This is a genomic window from uncultured Caldilinea sp. (genome assembly GCF_937128415.1).
Taxonomy (GTDB): domain Bacteria; phylum Chloroflexota; class Anaerolineae; order Caldilineales; family Caldilineaceae; genus Caldilinea.
The window spans coordinates 60,089-77,798 of the sequence record NZ_CAKZMJ010000061.1 but is presented as its reverse complement, the minus strand read 5'-3'; the positions used below and the strand labels follow the sequence as shown (position 1 = coordinate 77,798).

Genomic DNA, 17,710 nt, shown 5'->3' with positions numbered 1-17,710 from the left:
AGGCGCTGCTCGTAGCTGCGCTTCCCTGAATTCTGCAAGACCTTACGGTTCTCTGAGAACGCGCGGCTGGGAGCCGCAGCTACGAGGCTTCCTTTTTCCCCCTCTCCCGACATTAGGAGAGGGGGCCAGGGGGTGAGGGCCCGCCCCACCAGGGACCTGCGGCTGCGAGCCGCAGCTACTTGTAATCTGGCGAGAATGTGCTACTCATGAACAGGCGCATCCGGGGTGCTCAAAGATCGCTGTGCTCGCCTGGCTGCAGGATGCGCACCTCCACCTGGGGCGCCATCCGCAGCATGAATTCCCGGAACTGCAGCGGCGGGTCCACCAGAAAGGTGCGGGCCAGCCGGTGGATCGCCAGGGGATAGAGCGTGCCCCAATGGATCGGGATAACGACCTGCGGCGCGATCAGGCGGCTCGCCTGTGCGGCGCGATAGGGGTCCATGTGGCCCGCGCCGAGCGTTGGCCCCCAGCCCCACACCGGCATCAGCGCCACGTCGATCCTGCCGGCCATCTGCGCCATCTCTGGGAAGAGATCGGTGTCGCCGGCGAAATAGATGCGCCGCCGTTGCGCGTTGACCACATACCCTACACACTCTGCGACCGGGCCGAAAGGGCCGCGCGCACCGTTGTGCACGGCCAGGGTGGCCGTCACTGCTACGCCGCCCACACTGGTGCGCTCTCCTGCGCGCATCTCCTCCACGTTCGTAAACCCATGTTGGCGCAGCAGCGCGCCGGCGCCCAACGGCGCAATCAGGCGCGTCCCCTTGCCGAGCTTGCGCAACGAAGGCAGGTCAAGATGGTCATAATGCAGGTGCGAAATCAGGACGGCGTCGATATTCTCCTGCCAGCGCGGCAAGAGCGGCGTGCGTCGTCTGCGCAGGTGGACAATACGGTAGCGCAGCACCGGATCGGTCAAAATGCGCACGCCGTCCACTTCCATTAAAACCGTGGCGTGACCGATATAGGTGATGCGCTCCCTCACCGTTCCTCGCATTGCCTTAACATCATAGAGCCGCCAAATAAAAAGGTGGCGGGTTACCCGCCACCTCCTCGACCCTACTTTTTATTTTACGCACTGCGCAGCCGGAACGCAAAGATGATGGTGAAGACGCCGCCGACGACGGCGAAAATCCCGATCACCAGAGGCAGCGCCGCAACGTAGCCCAGCGGACTGCCGAGCAGCAAAAGCCCGATGATCACCGAGATGGCGCCGATGACGCCAGGCCCCCAACCCGCCCCCTGGAAGGACTCGAGCAGGCCGAAAACGCCCATGATGACGCCCTGAATCCCTAACAGGATGACGACGGCGACGCCAAACACCAGCGCCGATCCATCCGTGATATTGGCGACCAGATACCAGCCGGCCAGAATGCCGATGACGCCGCTAATTAACTTCCAGACCGTGTTGCCACGGTCGGTGAAGATGCGAACGATCGACAGGACGCCGGTCACCAACCAGTATAAACCAATGTAAAAAACGATCATGCGGGACATGAGGACGGGATCGGTCAAGAGAAAGACGCCGACAAGAAGCGTTGCAATGCCCTGAATCAACACCAGCCACCACTGAATCGGCGGCTTTGCCTGCGCTGCTGTTGCCATAGGAGGACTCCTCTGTTGTCTGAAAAATGGATATGGAGAATCTTGCAATTAAAGGACGGAGATGCGCTGCTTTCCCAGTACCCTTGTAGTATAGTATATGCGCTTTCAATACACAAGAGGCCCAAAAGAGCCCAAACCAGGGCCATCAGACAATCCGGAACAGATCAACGACCCAACGTGGAACCAAAGCAGCGCGCAGTTCGTCAACCTGGAGAAGCTGGCGTACAGAACCTTTGATAGGACCGTTTGTGGGCGCTTCCTTTGTCGGTGACGACGTTTCTGTGACAATGGCAGGGCGAAGAAGAGGAGAGAGTCAACATGAGCATGCGAAATGACAGGCCATCCACCCGGCGATGGGCGCGCATCGTCGTTTTTGGCGGCGGCGCACTCATCCTCCTGCTGATCGGCTATGTGATCGGCGCAACGCTTTTCCCGATCTCGGAAGCGCCGACCCCGGCCGCCCCGATCACGCCAGAGCCTGAAGTCACGCTGATTCCCACCTTCACGCCTTCGCCGGTGGCGCCGACGTCAACGCCGACGGAGCCACCAACCTTCACGCCGCAGCCGACGCCTACGTTTACGCAGGCGCCTACGCCCACGCCGATCCTGATCGTGGTGACAGCGCCGCCTTCACCCACCTTTACGATGACCTGGACGCCGCAGCCGACCGACACGCCTGTCCCGCCCACGAACACGCCTTCGCCGACGCCGACGCAAACCTGGACGCCGGTCTTCACGCCGACCTGGACGCCCGTCTTCACCCCCACCTGGACGCCGCTGCCGACGGCGACGGCGACCGCCACGTTGATGCCGACGCCGACGAACACCGGCACGCCCACAGCTACGTTTACAGCGACGCCCACGGCCACGGCGACCGCAACCGAGACAATGACGGCCACCGCCACCGCAACGGCCACAGCGACGCCGACGCACACGGCCACGCTCACGCCCACGCCCACGGCGACGGCCACTCCTACGGCCACGCTCACGGCCACCGCTACCGAGACAATGACGCCCACCGCCACGGCGACGGCCACATCGACGCCGACGCACACGGCCACGCTCACGCCTACGCCCACGGCGACTGCAACTGACACGATGACGGCCACCGCCACCGCAACGGCCACAGCGACGCCGACCCACACGGCCACACTCACGCCTACGCCCACGGCGACCGCCACCGAGACGATGACGCCCACCGCCACGGCGACGGCCACGCCTACGGCCACCGCAACGGCGACCCCTACAGCCACGCCGACGCCCACGGTTCAGTGGGTTTTCGCCAGCGAACCGGTGACGACCGCCTATTTGAATCAGACGTATATGTACACGGTCACATTTGCGCTGGCCGACGTCCATGCCGACGAGCATGCCGATGAAGAAAACATGGAGCCGCCGCTGTCAACAGAAGAAGCGGGTCCGCCGCAACCTGAAGAGTCGTCCAACGCCACTACCGAAGCCTCGACGACAAGCGCTGAAGCGGCCGGGCCTGCCGCCGAAGAGGGCGAGAATCTCCTGGAGCAGGGCGCAGCTGAAGAAGACGCAGCCGGCGAAGAAGAGACGCCGCCCGCCGGGCCGGTGATCCTCGCAGGCGGCGCATTGACCGTCGAAGCGCCGGTGCTGCCGGACTGGCTGCGGCTCGTCGCCGTTGAAGAGGATGCAAACAGCGTCCTGCTCACCGGCGTTCCGCTGGATGAAGATGAAGGCGACCATCCGGTGCTGCTGACGGCGACCGACGCCTTCGGCGCCGTGATCACGCAAAGCTTCACCATCACCGTCGAATTGGATCCGGCGCCCTTCCGCTTCGAGGAGTTTGTGTTCGAGACCGACGAGGATGAGCCTCTGGAAGGCGTTCTGGAGGTGCGTCACGCCGAAGGGAGGACGGTCTATTTCAGCCTGGTGGACGACCCGCGCCACGGCGTCGTCGACGAGCTCGACGCGGAGACCGGCGCCTTCCTGTATACGCCGGAGCCGGACTTCTTCGGCGAAGATGGATTCACCGTCGAGCTCAGCGACGACCTGCAGCGCGTCATCACTGCGCCGGTGACGATCACGGTGAACGCCGTCAATGACCCGCCGCGCATCGAAATGGCCGACGTCTACACGGTGACCGTCGGCGAACTTGTGACGGTCACCGTCGTCGTGACCGACGTCGACAGCGCAGTTTTCACCGTCACGGTGGAAGGGTTGCCGCCCAATCTGACGTTCGTCGAGGATGAGGAGGGCCGCGTCATCGTCGGCGAGGCGGCGCCCGAAGCGCTGGAGGGCGGCCCCTACCTGACCGTGGTCGCCGCCGTCGATGACGAGGGCGCGGAGACGCAGCATGAGATCGTCTGGGTGATCCTTGCGCCGACGGAGGGGGACGGCAATGGGGAAGAGGCGACGCTCGGCGCAATCCCCGGCGTTCTCTTGCCTGTCAGTCAGGCGCTTCGCCTGCCGCCAGGCCAGGAAGGTCTGGCGTACGCCTGGAAGACGCCGCCGCCCTATGAAGGATGCCCGCCTGTGCAGGATGCGCTCACGCCGGCGCCGCTCGACGAGGGCGCCTCGCTGCTCGACGACCTGACCCTGGACGCGCCGACGTTGGGGCCGGGTCTGCTCTTTGAGGTGGCGCTGCCCGCCGGCGACTACGCGCTATTGGTCTGCGGCTGCGCGCCCACCTACGCCGCGGGCGAGCGCGTCAGCCCTCCGGTCAACAACCAGGCCGTCTTCGGAGAAGTGGACAATCTCTCTCCACGCTCTGAGGAGGACAAGGCGATCCCTATCGTTGGCTTCGCCGGAGCGAACGATTTTGTGTGGCGACCGCTGCCGGCGGCCAGCGGCGGCGACGCGCCTTTTCTGTTCTCGCTGGACGAGGGCGTGCACACCCTGGCGCTGTGGATGGCCGACGATGGCCTGCTCGTGCACAGCGTCTGGTTGACGCCCGCCGCAGCTCTCGCAGAGAGCCCAGAGCTGACGGCGGAGCGATGCGCGCCCATCGAATGAGCCGCCGCGTTGCGTCGGGAAACAACACAGCTCCGCTTCATGGTTTTCACAAAACCATTTCGGCCTCTTCGTAGGTGCGGCTCTCAACCCCACGCTCTCGACAGCCCCCGAGACACGGGATGAACCGGCGAAGCGCTGCTACGGGCAGCGCCTACGAAATACGCAACCACGACGCTCTTCCGTGGGTGCGGCTCTCAGCCGCACGTCCTCGACAGGCCCCCGAGCCACGGGATGAACCGACGAAGCGCTGCTACGGGCAGCGCCTACAAAATACGCAACCACGACGCTCTTCCGTAGGTGCGGCTCTCAGCCGCACGTCCTCGACAGCCCCCGAGACACGGGATGAACCGGCGAAGCGCTGCTACGAGCAGCGCCTACGAAATACGCCACCACGACGCTCTTCCGTAGGTGCGGCTCCCAGCCGCACGTCATCGACAGGCCCCCAAGACACGGGATGAACCGGCGAAGCGCTGCTACGGGCAGCGCCTACGAAATACGCAACCACGACGGTCTTCCGTAGGTGCGGCTCTCAGCCGCACGCTCTCGCCAGACCACAAAATTTTTGGATGATTCGGGCAAGCACAGCGGCGATCTGCGCTAAAGAAGCTCCGGGGCATCGTAGCTGCGGCTCGTAGCCGCAGATTTCGCCGCACCCCACCTCACGCCGGAGGCGCGCCCTTCGGGAATTGCTCGCCTAAAAAATCGCCCCTCCTGTCACCAGGAGGGGCATTTCCTATCGTCTATCAAGTGATCAGGAGGGCTGATCTGACAGACTAGAGGAATGAGAGATTGGAGCAGCATAGAGCTGATAGTTCAATCATACACGATTGTCCCCACACTGTCAAAATTTTCAGCAACAGTGTAAGAGCCCTCACAATCTACGAAACTGGACGCGAAGCCTCCAGATGGCGAGCGCCTTTGCGCTCCACCGGCTGCGCGGCGCCCACGGCCAGAGCGTTGGCCGCCAGCAGGATGAGCAGAATCCAAAGGATGCAGGTCACCGCCAGATGCACCATCTGAATCCAAACCGGCGCGCGCAGCGCTACGTTGAAGGCGCCGATCAGAAGCTGGCCGATGTACAGGCCGATCAGCAGACGGCCAAGCCGCTGCGTAAGGGTGGAGGGACGACGCTGCATAGCGATCCATGCCGCGCCAACGACCAGCGCGCCCACGATGAAAGCGATCACAGGATGGAGAATGCGCAGCTCCACCAGCGTGGCCACCAGCGCATGCTCCGCCGGAGAAATGCCGCCCGTGATCACCAGCGTGTCGCCCAGCGCGGTGATGGCGCCGCTCATGCCCAGCACCAGCGAGCCGACGATCGCCAGCAGCAGCGACCCGCCGACGACGCCTTGATTGCGCAGGCGCACCGGCTCACGCCCCTGTCCCCACCACGCCGTCAACACCAGCGCCGCCAGCAGCAGAAAGGTGTTGACCAGATGCGCCGCCATCCAGATGGCGCGGCCCACCGAAACGTTGAAGGCGACATACTGCAGCAACACCAGCGCCGCGCCGATCAGCGCCTCCAGGATCATGAACGCCATGGAAACAACCGCAGCCTTGCGCACCAGATGTCCCTTGGGAAAGGCGCGGAAGGCCCAAACCAGCAGCCCCACCACCGCCAGCAACGCCAGGCCGCTGGTGACGCGATGGGAGAACTCAATCAGGGTTTCGATCTGCTCGGCGCGCGGAATCACCTGCCCGTTGCAGAGCGGCCAGTGGTCGCCGCAGCCGGCGCCGGAGCCGGTCGCCCGCACAAAGGCGCCCCAGATGATCACCAGCACGTTGAACGCCACCACGCCCCAGGCGTAGCGGGCGAAGCGCAGATTGCCGTTCATGGACACTTGCTCCTCATCTTCAGAACCATCCGCCAGAGTCAACTTCGTTCAGTATATCACAAAGTGCGTTGCGCAGCGGTCGGCTGCATGGCCAGATGTTCGACTTTGCGCCAGTAGCGGCTGAAGCGGCGCAGATCGAGCGGGGAGGAGGGCGCCGCAAAAGGAGCGTCCGGCAAGGCCGCAGCCGGCAGCGCCTGTTGGATCCGCCGCCATCTTCTTTTGAAGCCTGGCGATGGGCTGGCAACGGTGACCACGCCGTCGGCGCCATGTTCGGCGACGAAGCGCAGCACCTCCGTCGCCACCTCTCCACGCCGAATCACGAGAGGCAGCTCGAGCAGACATTCGTAGATAAAAAGAACGCGCTTGAGACTGATTCGGCTCTGTTGGAGCAGGGCGTCGTCCCACACCCAAATCGCCGGGGCGGCGGGAAAGGCGCGGAACGCCGGGTTGTGGGGGTTGAGGTTGTCGCCGTGAATCCAGAGAACCGGATTTTTCAATTTGTGCAGCTCGCGCATCGCTGAACTGTCCGATCGGTCGACCTCAACCTTGCGCAGCGTCTCGACTGTAGAAGAGGATGGCTCCGTTGCACGAGCCTGAGGGAAGAGTCGGGCTGCGATCTCTGCATAGCCGCCCTCGAAGTCGCAGCGTCCTCGCAACGGGCAGCCCCGACAATAGACGCCGTCCGTGTATTTCTCCAGATTGTCGCGGTTGAAGATGTAGGGCTTGTGGCTAAATGCGCTCGCCACCCACTGCCAGGAGAGGTTGTTGCTGGCCGGGTCGCCGTCGAGCAGGTGGGTCAGGAACCAGCGCGCGCCCGCCTGCCACCGCACGCGACGGAAATGCACCACGTAGGCCGCCAGCCACATGCGGGCGTGATTGTGCAGATAGCCGGTGGTGCGCAGCTCGCGGCTGAAGGCGTCGATGCAGGCCAGCCCCGTCTCACCTGCGGCAATGTCCGCCGGCAGGGCGTCGGCGTAGTCGGAGGGCGCCAGGCCGGTCTTGAGGGGCTCCAGGTCGCGCCAGACGCGTCCGCCGATGACGTCGTAGACGCGTCGAAAATAATCGCGCCAGCCCAGTTCGTTGATCCATTTGGCGGCTTTCCAGGTCGCGTCCACCTTGCGCAGGGCGACGTCGCGCACCTCCGCCAGGCTCAACACCCCATGGCGCAGATAGGGCGAGAGGCGGGTGACGGCGCCGGCGAGAGAATTGCGCGTCGCCGCATAGCGAACCGGGTCGATCTGCTCCAGAAGCGCCTCGGCGGCGCGTCGTCCCCCGACCGTCGCCGTGACGGCGTCGTCCACTGCGGCGGCTGCCGGAAAGGCGCAGCGCAGATAATCGATCAGTTCGCCGCGATCGCGAAAGGAGCGCCGCATGTCAGCGGAAGTTTCGCCGTCGGCGGCAACGTTCACTGCAATAGCGGACTTCATCCCAACACCTCTCCCACTTCTTGCGCCAGGTGAACGGTCGCCCGCAGACCGGACAGATCTTTTCCGGCGGATGCGCTTTGCGAGAAGTGCGCTTGCCCGGTTTCGTCGATGCTTTCATCCTGGTGGAGAGAGTACAACAAAAGGTGAACGAAAACCGTATCGAAACTTCCGCCCGGCCTTGCAAGCGACAACGTCGCCGAATGCAACCGGGAAGGACACTTTATGCTCGCCTCCGGTGCACATTTCCGCTTTAACCATCGCTTCTATCGGTGGCGATGGGCTTATGATATACTGCGAGGGAAAGGTGACGAGCGAGAGGCAGAGGCAACAAGAGAATCGTCATCGACGAAAAAAGAGCGGCTTTTCGCAGCCATTTGTCAGAGTGGACTCAATGAGATCGGTGCAAGCTATCACACAGCAGGACATGATGCGCTATCGCGCGACTGCCCGGCGACGCACGGCCAAAGAGCGCCAGATGCAGGAAGCGCGACGCCTGCGGGCATGGGAGACGGCCCGGCGCGCTGCTGCACTTCTCAAGAATGAATATGGAGCAAGCCGCGTCGTCCTTTTTGGTTCTTTGTCGCGCCGTGAACCATTCTCTCCTCATTCTGACATCGATTTGCTTGTCTGGGGATTAGATGAACGCGTCTATTATCAGGTCGTGGCCCGGCTGCTTGACCTGGACCCTTCGACGCCGATCGATCTGTTGCGCGCCGAAACGCTGAATCAGGCTCTCGTTGAGGCAATTGAAACTTCAGGAATTCCACTATGACCGCTTATGCCGCTCTCGCCGGTCGCATGCAGGAAGCGCTGAGCGATCTAGAGCGCGTTGTCAAACGGGCCGAAGAGCTCCTGCATAAAGCGCAGCAGCATAACGACGACGGCTATCTGGATGGCGTCGCTCTCAACTTGCACGGGTTCTATTCCGGCGTCGAACGCATCTTTGAGGATATTGCGCGCACTGTGGACGAATCAAGCCCCACCGGACCGGATTGGCATCGCGATCTGTTACTGCAAATGTCGGCGGCGATCGACGGCGTTCGCCCAGCCGTGATCAGCAAGGAAACTCGTTTTTGCCTGGACGAATATCGTGGATTTCGCCACGTGGTCCGCAACGTTTATGCCTTCAATCTGCGACCACTGCGCTTACAAGAGTTGACGGAGGGACTGTCTCTTTGCTATCAACGTTTGCGAGCTGAACTCGATGACTTCATCTCTTTTCTACTCGCACTGGATCGGGTCGAACCGTACTCCTAAAATAATTTGAGAGAGAATTCATGGTCTATCCACCCTTCACCTACGCCTATTACAGAGCGCTGCTTGAGGCGCTCTTTCACCACGGCTACCACTTTGTCTCGTTCGATGAGGTCGATATTGCGCGCAACGACCAGGTGGTGTTGCGCCACGACGTCGACCTTTCGCTGGAGGCGGCGTGTGCGCTGGCGGAAGTCGAGGCGGAGTGCGGCGTTCGCTCCGTCTTTCACGTGCTGTTGACCGCGGACGCCTACAACCCAGCCTCGCGACGCAGCCAGGCGCTGTTGGCGAAAATACGAAAGATGGGACACCGCATTGGGCTGCACGTCGATCCGGCCGTGCTGCCCAAGGAGCCTGTCGCCATGCACGCACGGCTGGCGCAGTTGTTCGCCAGCGCAGAGGCCATCCTGGGGCCGTTGGACTCCTACAGCATGCATCGGCCGGTGGCCAACGGCGAAATGGAGAGCCTGAAGCCGCAGCGCCTTCCTTTTCCGACGCCGGCCTACGCCGACGACGACCGCTACCGCAGCCATCTCGTCTATCGCAGCGACTCGCGCCGCGAATGGCGTCACGGCGACCTGCTCGCCGAGCTCAAAACGCTGCGCGGCCGCTCGCTCCACATCAATCTGCACCCGATCTGGTGGACGGAGGAGGCCGTCTCGCGCGAGGAAGTGCTGCGCCGCTTCCTGGCGCGCCAGCACGCGACCGCAGAACAGTATCTGTGCGACAATCTCTCCTTTTACCGAACGGCTGCGATGGCGGTGGCGGGCGACTGAGAAGCCCGGCGCCGTCGCCAAGGGAAGAAGTGTGATTCAAAAATAGCGTAAACGAGGTCTAACATGTCAGCGACAATTTCGGTTCAGGTGCCGCGTGAAATTCTTCATGCAGCGCGTTTGACGGTCGATGAACTTAAGCAAGAGTTGGCGCTTGCCCTGTACCAGCAAGGCAGATTATCCTTTGGCAAAGCGAGCGAGATCGCCGGAATATCCGTGTGGGACTTCCAAATGCTTTTGGGCGCCCGCAAGATCCCCGTTCATTACGATCTCCAGGATTATGAAGATGACCTGGCGACGTTGCACGCATTGAGACGCCATGACGATTGTCAGTAACGCCTCTCCTCTTATCAATCTGGCGCGAATTGGCAAACTTGACCTATTGCGTCAGCTCTACGGCGAAGTGCTTGTCCCACAAGCTGTATGGCAAGAAGTTGTATTGGATGGCGCTGAACGCCCAGGAGCAGACGAGGTTAAAACAAGCACATGGATTCAAATGCGTACCATTGGAGATCAGCGACTGGCGCAAGCGTTGCGCCAGGAACTGGGCGCCGGCGAAGCGGAGGCGATTGTGCTGGCAATCGAGCTTCAGGCCGAATTGCTGTTGATGGATGAACGTTTAGGACGCGAGACGGCGCGTTATCTTGGAGTTCGTCCCATAGGGTTGATTGGGGTCCTGCTTGAAGCAAAACATAGGCGTCTTATTCCTGCCATCAAGCCGCACCTGGACGCATTGTGCGATTTCGCCGGCTTTCGAGTAAGAGACGCACTCTATCAGCAAATTTTGCAAGACGAAGGCGAAATATAAACTCCACATCAACCTGCACCCGATCTGGTGGACGGAGGAGGCCGTCTCGCGCGAGGAGGTGCTGCGCCGCTTCCTGGCGCGCCAGCACGCGACCGCAGAACAGTATCTGTGCGACAATCTCTCCTTTTACCGAACGGCTGCGATGGCGGTGGCGGGCGACTGAGAAGCCCGGCGCCAGGGGAGATCTCTAAAAAGGAATGCGCATATGCATCCGCTGACCTACCGGCAAACCGTGACTATGGATCGCTCGAACTTTCTTCAGCGCCTAATTTCCTTGCTCACAGAACATCAAATTCATTACTGCGTCATCGGCGGGCAGGCTGTCAACGCCTACGTCGAACCGGTGGTCAGCCTAGACCTGGACCTAGTGGTGGCGGTCGAACAGCTAGAGCAGGTGGAAGAGCTGCCGGCGAAGGAGTTTCTTGTCCAACGGTTTCCCCACAGGCTGAACGTTTATGCAGAGAGTTCCGCGCTGCGCGTGCAAATTCAAACCGATCCTCGCTACGCCGATTTTGGGAAAAGAATAATCGCCGCGTTGCGCCGTTTTCCGCATCCCTCCCCCGGCGCTCCTTCCAGGCGCCCGATCTCACTCCCCTTTCCCCATTTGCGCCGGGCGCGTTTTGGTTCTGCCTTCGCAGCCTCGTTATAATCGATGACTGCGCATCGCGTCGGCGATGAGCCGCAGGCGATTTGACAGCGCGTGCACCAAGATTTCAGTCAACGCATGAGGACATTCATGGCGGCATTCACCAATCCTTCCGCGGCGACCGAGAGCTCTTCTTTGCATCGCCGGCGCCCCTTGACCGCAGTGATCGGCTGCGGCTACTGGGGAAAAAATCTTGTGCGCAATTTGAATCACCTGGGCGCCTTGCACGCCGTCTGCGACGCCACCGAACAGGGACGCGCCACAGCCTCCGCCCTGGCGCCCGAAAGCCGAATTTTCGACCATCCAGAACACATTCTGAAAAACGGAGACGTGCAGGGCGTCGTCATCGCCACGCCGGCGGAGACGCACTACAGCCTGGCCAAAGAGGCGTTGCTGGCGGGCAAGGACGTCTTCGTCGAGAAGCCCTTGGCGCTCACCTACGAGCAGGGCAGTGAGCTGGTGCGGCTGGCCGAGCGCAACGGACGCATCCTCATGGTCGGCCACGTGCTGGAATACCATCCCGGCGTCGTGACCTTGCACAACCTGATCGACCAGGGCGAGCTGGGGAAGGTGCACTACATCTACTCCAACCGGCTGAGCCTGGGCAAGGTGCGCCGCGAGGAGAACATCCTGTGGAGCTTTGCGCCGCACGACATCGCCGTGATCCTGCGCCTGCTGGGCAGCATGCCCTTCGAGGTGGTGGCGTGCGGCGGCGCCTACCTGCAGCCCAACATCGCCGACGTCACCGTGACCAACCTGCTCTTCGACAACGGCGTGCGCGCCCACATTTACGTCTCCTGGCTGCACCCTTTCAAGGAGCAACGGCTGGTGGTGATCGGTTCGCGGCGAATGGCCAGCTTCGACGACGTCAACAAGCGGCTCGTCTTGTACGACCAGCGCGTGGAATGGCAGGAGGGACAGCCGATCCCCGTGCGCCACGACGGGACGGAAGTTCCCTACCCCCAGGACGAGCCGCTGCGGCTGGAATGCGAGGCGTTCCTGCGCGCCATCGCCACGCGCGAGCCGCCCCTGACCGACGGCGCCAGCGGGCTGCGCGTGCTGCGCGTGCTGCAGGCGGCGCAGCGCTCGCTGGTCACCAACGGACAACCGGTCCATTTACCGATTGAGACTTTTTGAAGATGGTGCGCGGTGCGTGTTGAGCTTCTCTCACGAAACACGCACCACGCAACACGCACCACGCAACACGCAACACGCATCCCGGAGCATCCCATGCACGACAGAACGTACTATGTCCATCCCAGCGCCTACGTGGACGAGCCGTGCGAGATCGGCCCCGGCACGAAGATCTGGCACTTTTGCCATATCATGCAGAACGCGCGCATCGGCGCCAACTGCAACCTGGGGCAGAACGTCTTCGTGGCGAGCGGCGTGGTGATCGGGAGCAACGTGAAGATTCAAAACAACGTCTCGGTCTACGCCGGCGTGGAGCTGGAGGACGACGTCTTCTGCGGGCCGTCGTGCGTCTTCACCAACGTTATCAACCCGCGCTCGCAGATCGTGCGCCATGGGCAATATCAGCGCACGCTCGTGCGCCGCGGCGCCACCATCGGCGCCAACGCCACGGTCGTCTGCGGGGTGACGATCGGCCAGTACGCCTTCATCGCCGCCGGCGCAGTCGTGCGCACCGACGTTCCCGACTACGCCCTGATGGCGGGCGTGCCCGCCGTGCAGAAGGGCTGGATGAGTCGCCACGGCCATCGGCTGGTGGAGAAAGACGCCGACGGCAACTGGCTGTGTCCGGAAAGCGGCTGGCGCTATCGAGAGGTGGAGCCGGGCGTCCTTCGCTGCCTGGACTGGCCAGAAGAGCGGCCGCTGGTGTAGCGCAGATGCTCTCTGCGTTCACCCGTCCGGCGCCCCCACAGAGAACCGAAGGCGCTGTGATATACTGAAACCCATGGCAACCGGTAGCGTGCTACGCGAATGTGCAGGTTTCACCGTAGGTGCGGCTCTCAGCCGCACGCTCTTGGTGGGTGGAGGCGGGCCCTCACCCCCCGGCCCCCTCTCCCAGTGCCGGGAGAGGGGGAGAAAGGAGCCTCGTAGGTGCGGCTCTCAGCCGCACGCTCTTGGTGGGATCGGGTAGGCCCTCACCCCCGGCCTCCTCTCCCAATGCTGGGAGAGGAGGAGAAGGAAGCGCAGCTGCGGGCTGCGCCTACGCGAATGACATCGGTTTCATCGTAGGTGCGGCTCTCAGCCGCACGCTCTTGGTGGGTGGAGGCGGGCCCTCACCCCCTGGCCCCCTCTCCCAATGCTGGGAGAGGGGGAGAAGGAAGCGCAGCTGCGCCTACAAGGCGCCAAAAAGTCCCATTCTACGGGAAGGGTTTCGCCGAACTGTGCAACTCCTGAAATATGAATACAAAAGCTCTTTTCAAAGTGAACGGAAAAGGTTAAAAAAAAGTGACCCACGAGATGCAGACGCCATTGCTCGATTTGAAAGCCCAATACGCCGCCCTGCGCGATGAAATCCACGCCGCCATCGAGCGGGTGGTGGAGTCGCAGCAGTTCATCCTCGGCCCGGAGGTCGAGGCGCTGGAGGAGGAGGTGGCGGCCTACTCCCACTGCCGCTACGGCGTCGGCGTCTCCTCCGGCACCGACGCCCTGCTCGTGAGCCTGATGGCCATCGGCCTGCAACCCGGCGACGAGGTGATCACCACCCCCTACACCTTCTTCGCCACGGCAGGCTCCATCGCACGCCTCGGCGCTCGACCGGTCTTCGTGGACATCGACCCGCAGACCTACAACCTCGACCCGGCGAAACTCGAGACGGCCATCACACCACGCACGCGCGCCATCATGCCCGTGCATCTCTTCGGGCAGATGGCGGACATGGATCCGCTCCTCGTCGTCGCCGAGCGCCATGGCCTCTATGTCATCGAGGACGCTGCGCAGGCCATCGGCGCCGAGTACAAAGGCCGCCGCGCCGGCTCGCTCGGCCATCTTGGCTGCTTCAGCTTCTTTCCCTCCAAGAACCTGGGCGGCTTCGGCGACGGCGGCATGGTGGTGACCAACGATCCCGACCTCGCCGACCGCGTGCGCCTGCTGCGCGGCCACGGCGCCCGCCCCAAGTACTACCACAAGGTGGTGGGCGGCAACTTCCGCCTCGACGCGCTCCAGGCCGCAGTGCTGCGCGTCAAGCTCAAGCATCTGGACGCATGGACGGCTGCGCGCCAACGCAACGCCGAGCGCTACCGCCAGCTGTTCACCGCGGCGGGCGTCGACGTGGGCCTGCCCTGCGATGCGGGCTACGGTCGCCACATCTACAACCAGTTCGTCATTCGCAGCAGGCGCCGCGACGCGCTGATGGCGCACCTGAAGGCGCACGGCGTCGGCTGCGAGATCTACTATCCGGCGCCGCTGCACCTGCAGGAGTGTTTCGCCGACCTGGGTTACAAAGTCGGCGACTTCCCGGCCAGCGAGCAGGCCGCGCAGGAGACGCTGGCGATCCCGATTTATCCGGAGCTGAGCGAGGCGCAGCAAGAGACGGTGGTGCGCGCGGTGGCGGAGGCGCTCGCCTGCGCAGACGCAAGTGCCGAAACCAGTGCATAGCGACTAGGCATTGCTGCGGAAATGATTGCATAAAAAACAAAGCCACTAAAATATATTACATGTCTGAAACCTCCATCGTCGAAACCTCGCCTCCTCGCACCAATGGTCCAGCTAAGCGAGCCAGGGGTGGTTTTGGAGGCGATGTTCTTAAGTTAGTTTCAGGGACCACCTTTGCACAGGCGCTGTTAATCTTAGCAGCGCCTGTTTTAACGCGCCTGTACACACCCGAGGCGTTTGGCGTGCTGGCAATCTACACATCGATTACAACGATTCTGGGGGTGATTGCCTGCTTACGTTACGAACTGGCGATCACGCTGCCGGAGAAAGATGAAGATGCGGCGAATGTATTAGGAGCGACGCTTTTTTTCGCCGTCTTGATGACACTGCTCGCCTTAATTGTCATCGGATGGGGACGTGAGTTCATCATCCATCTTCTGAAGGCTCCCGCATTGGGGCCCTGGTTGTGGTTGGTTCCGCCGGCGACATTTCTCGCCGGCGTCTTCCTCGGATTCAACTATTGGAACACGCGCACTCGTCACTTTGGCCGCCTGTCCATCTCGCGCATTCTTCAGTCGGTCAGCACGGTAACTTCTCAAATTACGCTCGGGCTCACCGGGGTTGCACCCGGCGGCGCTTTGATTATTTCGAGCGTCGGTGGACAGATGCTTGCCGTCCTTACGCTCGGGGTGCAAATTTTTCGAGACGACAAGGATATATTTCAGAAAGCGGTGCGGCCTCGAAAGATCCTCGCCGCTGTGAAACGGTACCGTAAATTCCCCCTGTATGACGCCTGGTCGGCCCTTCTAAACAGTTTCTCCTGGCAATTGCCGGCCTTTCTACTTTCCGCCTTTTTCTCATCCGCAGTGGTGGGGTATTACTCGCTTGGATTTCGGATTTTGCAGTTGCCGATGAGCCTGATCGGAAGCGCCATCGCGCAGGTGTTTTATCCTCGAGCCGCCGAAGCGCATCAGCAAGGCAATCTTTCGGTTTTAGTCGAAAACACCTTTCACCGGCTGGTCCTCGTTGGGCTGTTTCCCATGCTCACGCTGACATTGACCGGACGCGATTTGTTCACAATTTTCTTCGGGCCTGAATGGGCGGAAGCCGGGAGCTATGCACAAATCTTAAGCATTTGGGCGTTCGTCTGGTTCATTTCTTCACCCCTAAGCACAATATTTAACGTGCTCGAAAAGCAAGAACGCATGCTGCGCTGGAACATCGCCAACTTTGTGACCCGATTTCTTTCCTTGTGGATTGGGGGAATGCTTCAGGAGCCGCGCATCTCCATTTTCTTGTTTGCGGCGACAGGAATCTTTGTATACGGTTATATCAACTATTCAATCTTATCGACCGCCGGGGTGCCGCGACGCAATGTGATTAGAATCCTTGCCAAAAACGTGCTTCTTTTTCTGCCTGCTGGAGCGACCTTTTTGCTCATGTCCGTTTCGTTTCATGAGCCGATGTTGACAGTGGCAACTGCAATTTTGTGGACGATTCTCTATATGCTTTATGTTCTCAAAACGCAAATGAACATTTTCAAAGGATAGAAGCGATAAGCTTATTGATTGATAAGCATTCACGGACATAACTTTTCATGTTTTTATGTTTACCAAAACCTTGATAGCCAGATGGTAAGTTGAATCAATCAGGAAGTAAAAACGAGATGCCTAATGACTCGTAAAATGATTTTCTATTATCCTGCACCGCTGTCTAACGCTCCTCAAAGTGGAAGTCAGGTGCGTCCTATTAAGATGTTAGAGGCGTTTAGCTCTTTAGGATACGATATTTATGAAATCACCGGCGTTCTTTCGCAGCGCGCTGAAAAAATTTCTCGGTTGATGAAAGACTTATCCCACACAACCGATTCTCAATATCAATTCTTTTATGGAGAAGCAACCACTGCGCCACCGATCGTGCGAGATAAAACCTTTGCCATCGGCCAAGCATTTAAAGAACTCTCTATCTTTGATAGGTTGCGAGTGAGAAAAATTCCATTGGGACTTTTTTATCGAGATATACACTGGAAATTTGATCAATACAGAAATAACATTCAGTGGTATAAGTGGCTAATCAGCTATCCTCTCTATCATTACGAACTATACTTGTACGCTCGTTATCTAGACTATTTATTTCTCCCATCTATCAATATGCTGAAGGTGCTCCCTTTTTTTAGGGATGAAACTCGTGTGATCGCATTGCCTCCAGGTTGTAAACTTCCGGATGCAAACTTTTCACGTTCAAATTTGCAACAATGCGATACGCCAGCAACTCTACACCTTCTTTATGTAGGTGGCATCGTTCCTCCATTGTATGATATTCGACCTGTGTTGCAGGCTGTACATAAAAGCTCGAATCTACGATTAACAATCTCTTGTCGCAAACAGGAATGGGATGCCTGGAGAAGCGTTTATGAAGCATGGTTCGCGTCAAATATTTCTATCGTTCACGCCAACGAAACGGAATTGGGATCACTGTATATCCAAAACGATATATCTTTGTTATTTTATCCGCCGCATGAGTATCGCAGTTTTGCCATTCCACTAAAGCTATTTGAGTCGCTGGGTTACGGAGTCCCGATGATTGTTTCAGGCAACACAGAAGCCGCCAGATTTGTGCAAGCAGAATGCATTGGATGGGTGGTGCACTCCACTGAGGAGCTTAAAAATTTGCTTACTTATCTTGCCGATCACCCTTCGGAGCTCAAGAAAATGCAAGATAATGTTTTTCGGGTTCGGGAAAAACACACCTGGCAACAACGCGCAAAACAAGCCGCCGATTTGCTTTTACAGGTTCATGAGGACTTGATCTCGTCTTGA

Annotated in this window: 17 protein-coding genes; 12 read left to right on the top strand and 5 right to left on the bottom strand. The window is 60.3% G+C overall.

Going from position 1 to position 17,710, the window contains the following annotated elements; all coding sequences use genetic code 11:
• Positions 1-229: 229 nt before the first annotated feature.
• Both Q0367_RS09745 and Q0367_RS09740 read right to left on the bottom strand, forming a co-directional pair.
• Positions 230-994: an MBL fold metallo-hydrolase gene (locus tag Q0367_RS09745; RefSeq protein ID WP_297639946.1), complete on the bottom strand. Its 765-nt coding sequence runs from the start codon at positions 992-994 to the stop codon at positions 230-232.
• A 74-nt stretch (positions 995-1,068) separates the two neighbouring features.
• The gene (locus Q0367_RS09740; protein WP_297639944.1) at positions 1,069-1,602 is read right to left on the bottom strand and encodes an HdeD family acid-resistance protein; all 534 of its coding nucleotides are present in this window, start codon (positions 1,600-1,602) and stop codon (positions 1,069-1,071) included.
• A 318-nt stretch (positions 1,603-1,920) separates the two neighbouring features.
• Between Q0367_RS09740 and Q0367_RS09735 the strand changes: the two genes are divergently transcribed.
• Positions 1,921-4,584, top strand: coding sequence for an Ig-like domain-containing protein (locus Q0367_RS09735; RefSeq protein WP_298981920.1), 2,664 nt, complete (start codon positions 1,921-1,923; stop codon positions 4,582-4,584).
• A gap of 878 nt (positions 4,585-5,462) precedes the next feature.
• On the opposite strand, the gene Q0367_RS09730 is transcribed toward Q0367_RS09735, so the two are convergent.
• Genes Q0367_RS09730 through Q0367_RS21090 form a run of 3 tightly spaced genes read right to left on the bottom strand, consistent with a single transcriptional unit; the run spans position 5,463 to position 7,967 of the window.
• Entirely contained in the window at positions 5,463-6,422 is a 960-nt protein-coding gene (locus tag Q0367_RS09730; protein ID WP_298981915.1) for a COX15/CtaA family protein, read from the bottom strand.
• 56 nt (positions 6,423-6,478) lie between these two features.
• Positions 6,479-7,849, bottom strand: a complete 1,371-nt coding sequence (locus Q0367_RS09725; protein ID WP_298981913.1) for an FAD-binding domain-containing protein — start codon at positions 7,847-7,849, stop codon at positions 6,479-6,481.
• Positions 7,797-7,967, bottom strand: coding sequence for a DUF2256 domain-containing protein (locus Q0367_RS21090; RefSeq protein ID WP_363325853.1), 171 nt, complete (start codon positions 7,965-7,967; stop codon positions 7,797-7,799). The genes Q0367_RS09725 and Q0367_RS21090 overlap by 53 nt, the downstream gene beginning before the upstream one ends.
• A 357-nt stretch (positions 7,968-8,324) precedes the next feature.
• Between Q0367_RS21090 and Q0367_RS09720 the strand changes: the two genes are divergently transcribed.
• From Q0367_RS09720 to Q0367_RS09670, 11 genes are all read left to right on the top strand, one after another.
• Positions 8,325-8,621, top strand: coding sequence for a nucleotidyltransferase family protein (locus tag Q0367_RS09720; RefSeq protein ID WP_298981911.1), 297 nt, complete (start codon positions 8,325-8,327; stop codon positions 8,619-8,621).
• Positions 8,618-9,106 (top strand): hypothetical protein, encoded by a 489-nt coding sequence (locus Q0367_RS09715; RefSeq protein ID WP_298981909.1) that lies wholly within the window; start codon positions 8,618-8,620, stop codon positions 9,104-9,106. Before Q0367_RS09720 ends, Q0367_RS09715 begins: the two co-directional genes overlap by 4 nt.
• 20 nt (positions 9,107-9,126) lie before the next feature.
• On the top strand, positions 9,127-9,879 hold the full coding sequence (locus Q0367_RS09710) for a hypothetical protein (RefSeq protein ID WP_298981906.1): 753 nt from the start codon (positions 9,127-9,129) through the stop codon (positions 9,877-9,879).
• 63 nt (positions 9,880-9,942) lie between these two features.
• A complete protein-coding gene (locus Q0367_RS09705; protein WP_297639932.1) occupies positions 9,943-10,212 on the top strand; it encodes a UPF0175 family protein in 270 nt (89 codons plus the stop codon).
• The gene (locus tag Q0367_RS09700; protein WP_297639930.1) at positions 10,196-10,684 is read left to right on the top strand and encodes a DUF3368 domain-containing protein; all 489 of its coding nucleotides are present in this window, start codon (positions 10,196-10,198) and stop codon (positions 10,682-10,684) included. The genes Q0367_RS09705 and Q0367_RS09700 overlap by 17 nt, the downstream gene beginning before the upstream one ends.
• 205 nt (positions 10,685-10,889) lie before the next feature.
• Positions 10,890-11,333 carry a hypothetical protein gene (locus Q0367_RS09695; RefSeq protein WP_298981903.1) on the top strand — a complete coding sequence of 148 codons (444 nt, stop codon included), beginning with the start codon at positions 10,890-10,892 and terminating at the stop codon, positions 11,331-11,333.
• An 87-nt stretch (positions 11,334-11,420) separates the two neighbouring features.
• Positions 11,421-12,467, top strand: coding sequence for a Gfo/Idh/MocA family protein (locus Q0367_RS09690; protein WP_297639924.1), 1,047 nt, complete (start codon positions 11,421-11,423; stop codon positions 12,465-12,467).
• 93 nt (positions 12,468-12,560) lie between these two features.
• On the top strand, positions 12,561-13,172 hold the full coding sequence (locus Q0367_RS09685) for an acyltransferase (RefSeq protein ID WP_298981900.1): 612 nt from the start codon (positions 12,561-12,563) through the stop codon (positions 13,170-13,172).
• Positions 13,173-13,757: 585 nt separating this feature from the next.
• Entirely contained in the window at positions 13,758-14,894 is a 1,137-nt protein-coding gene (locus tag Q0367_RS09680) for a DegT/DnrJ/EryC1/StrS aminotransferase family protein (RefSeq protein WP_298981898.1), read from the top strand.
• Between the two features lie 59 nt (positions 14,895-14,953).
• Positions 14,954-16,441, top strand: coding sequence for a lipopolysaccharide biosynthesis protein (locus tag Q0367_RS09675; RefSeq protein ID WP_298981896.1), 1,488 nt, complete (start codon positions 14,954-14,956; stop codon positions 16,439-16,441).
• A gap of 123 nt (positions 16,442-16,564) precedes the next feature.
• Positions 16,565-17,710: a glycosyltransferase gene (locus tag Q0367_RS09670; protein WP_298981894.1), complete on the top strand. Its 1,146-nt coding sequence runs from the start codon at positions 16,565-16,567 to the stop codon at positions 17,708-17,710.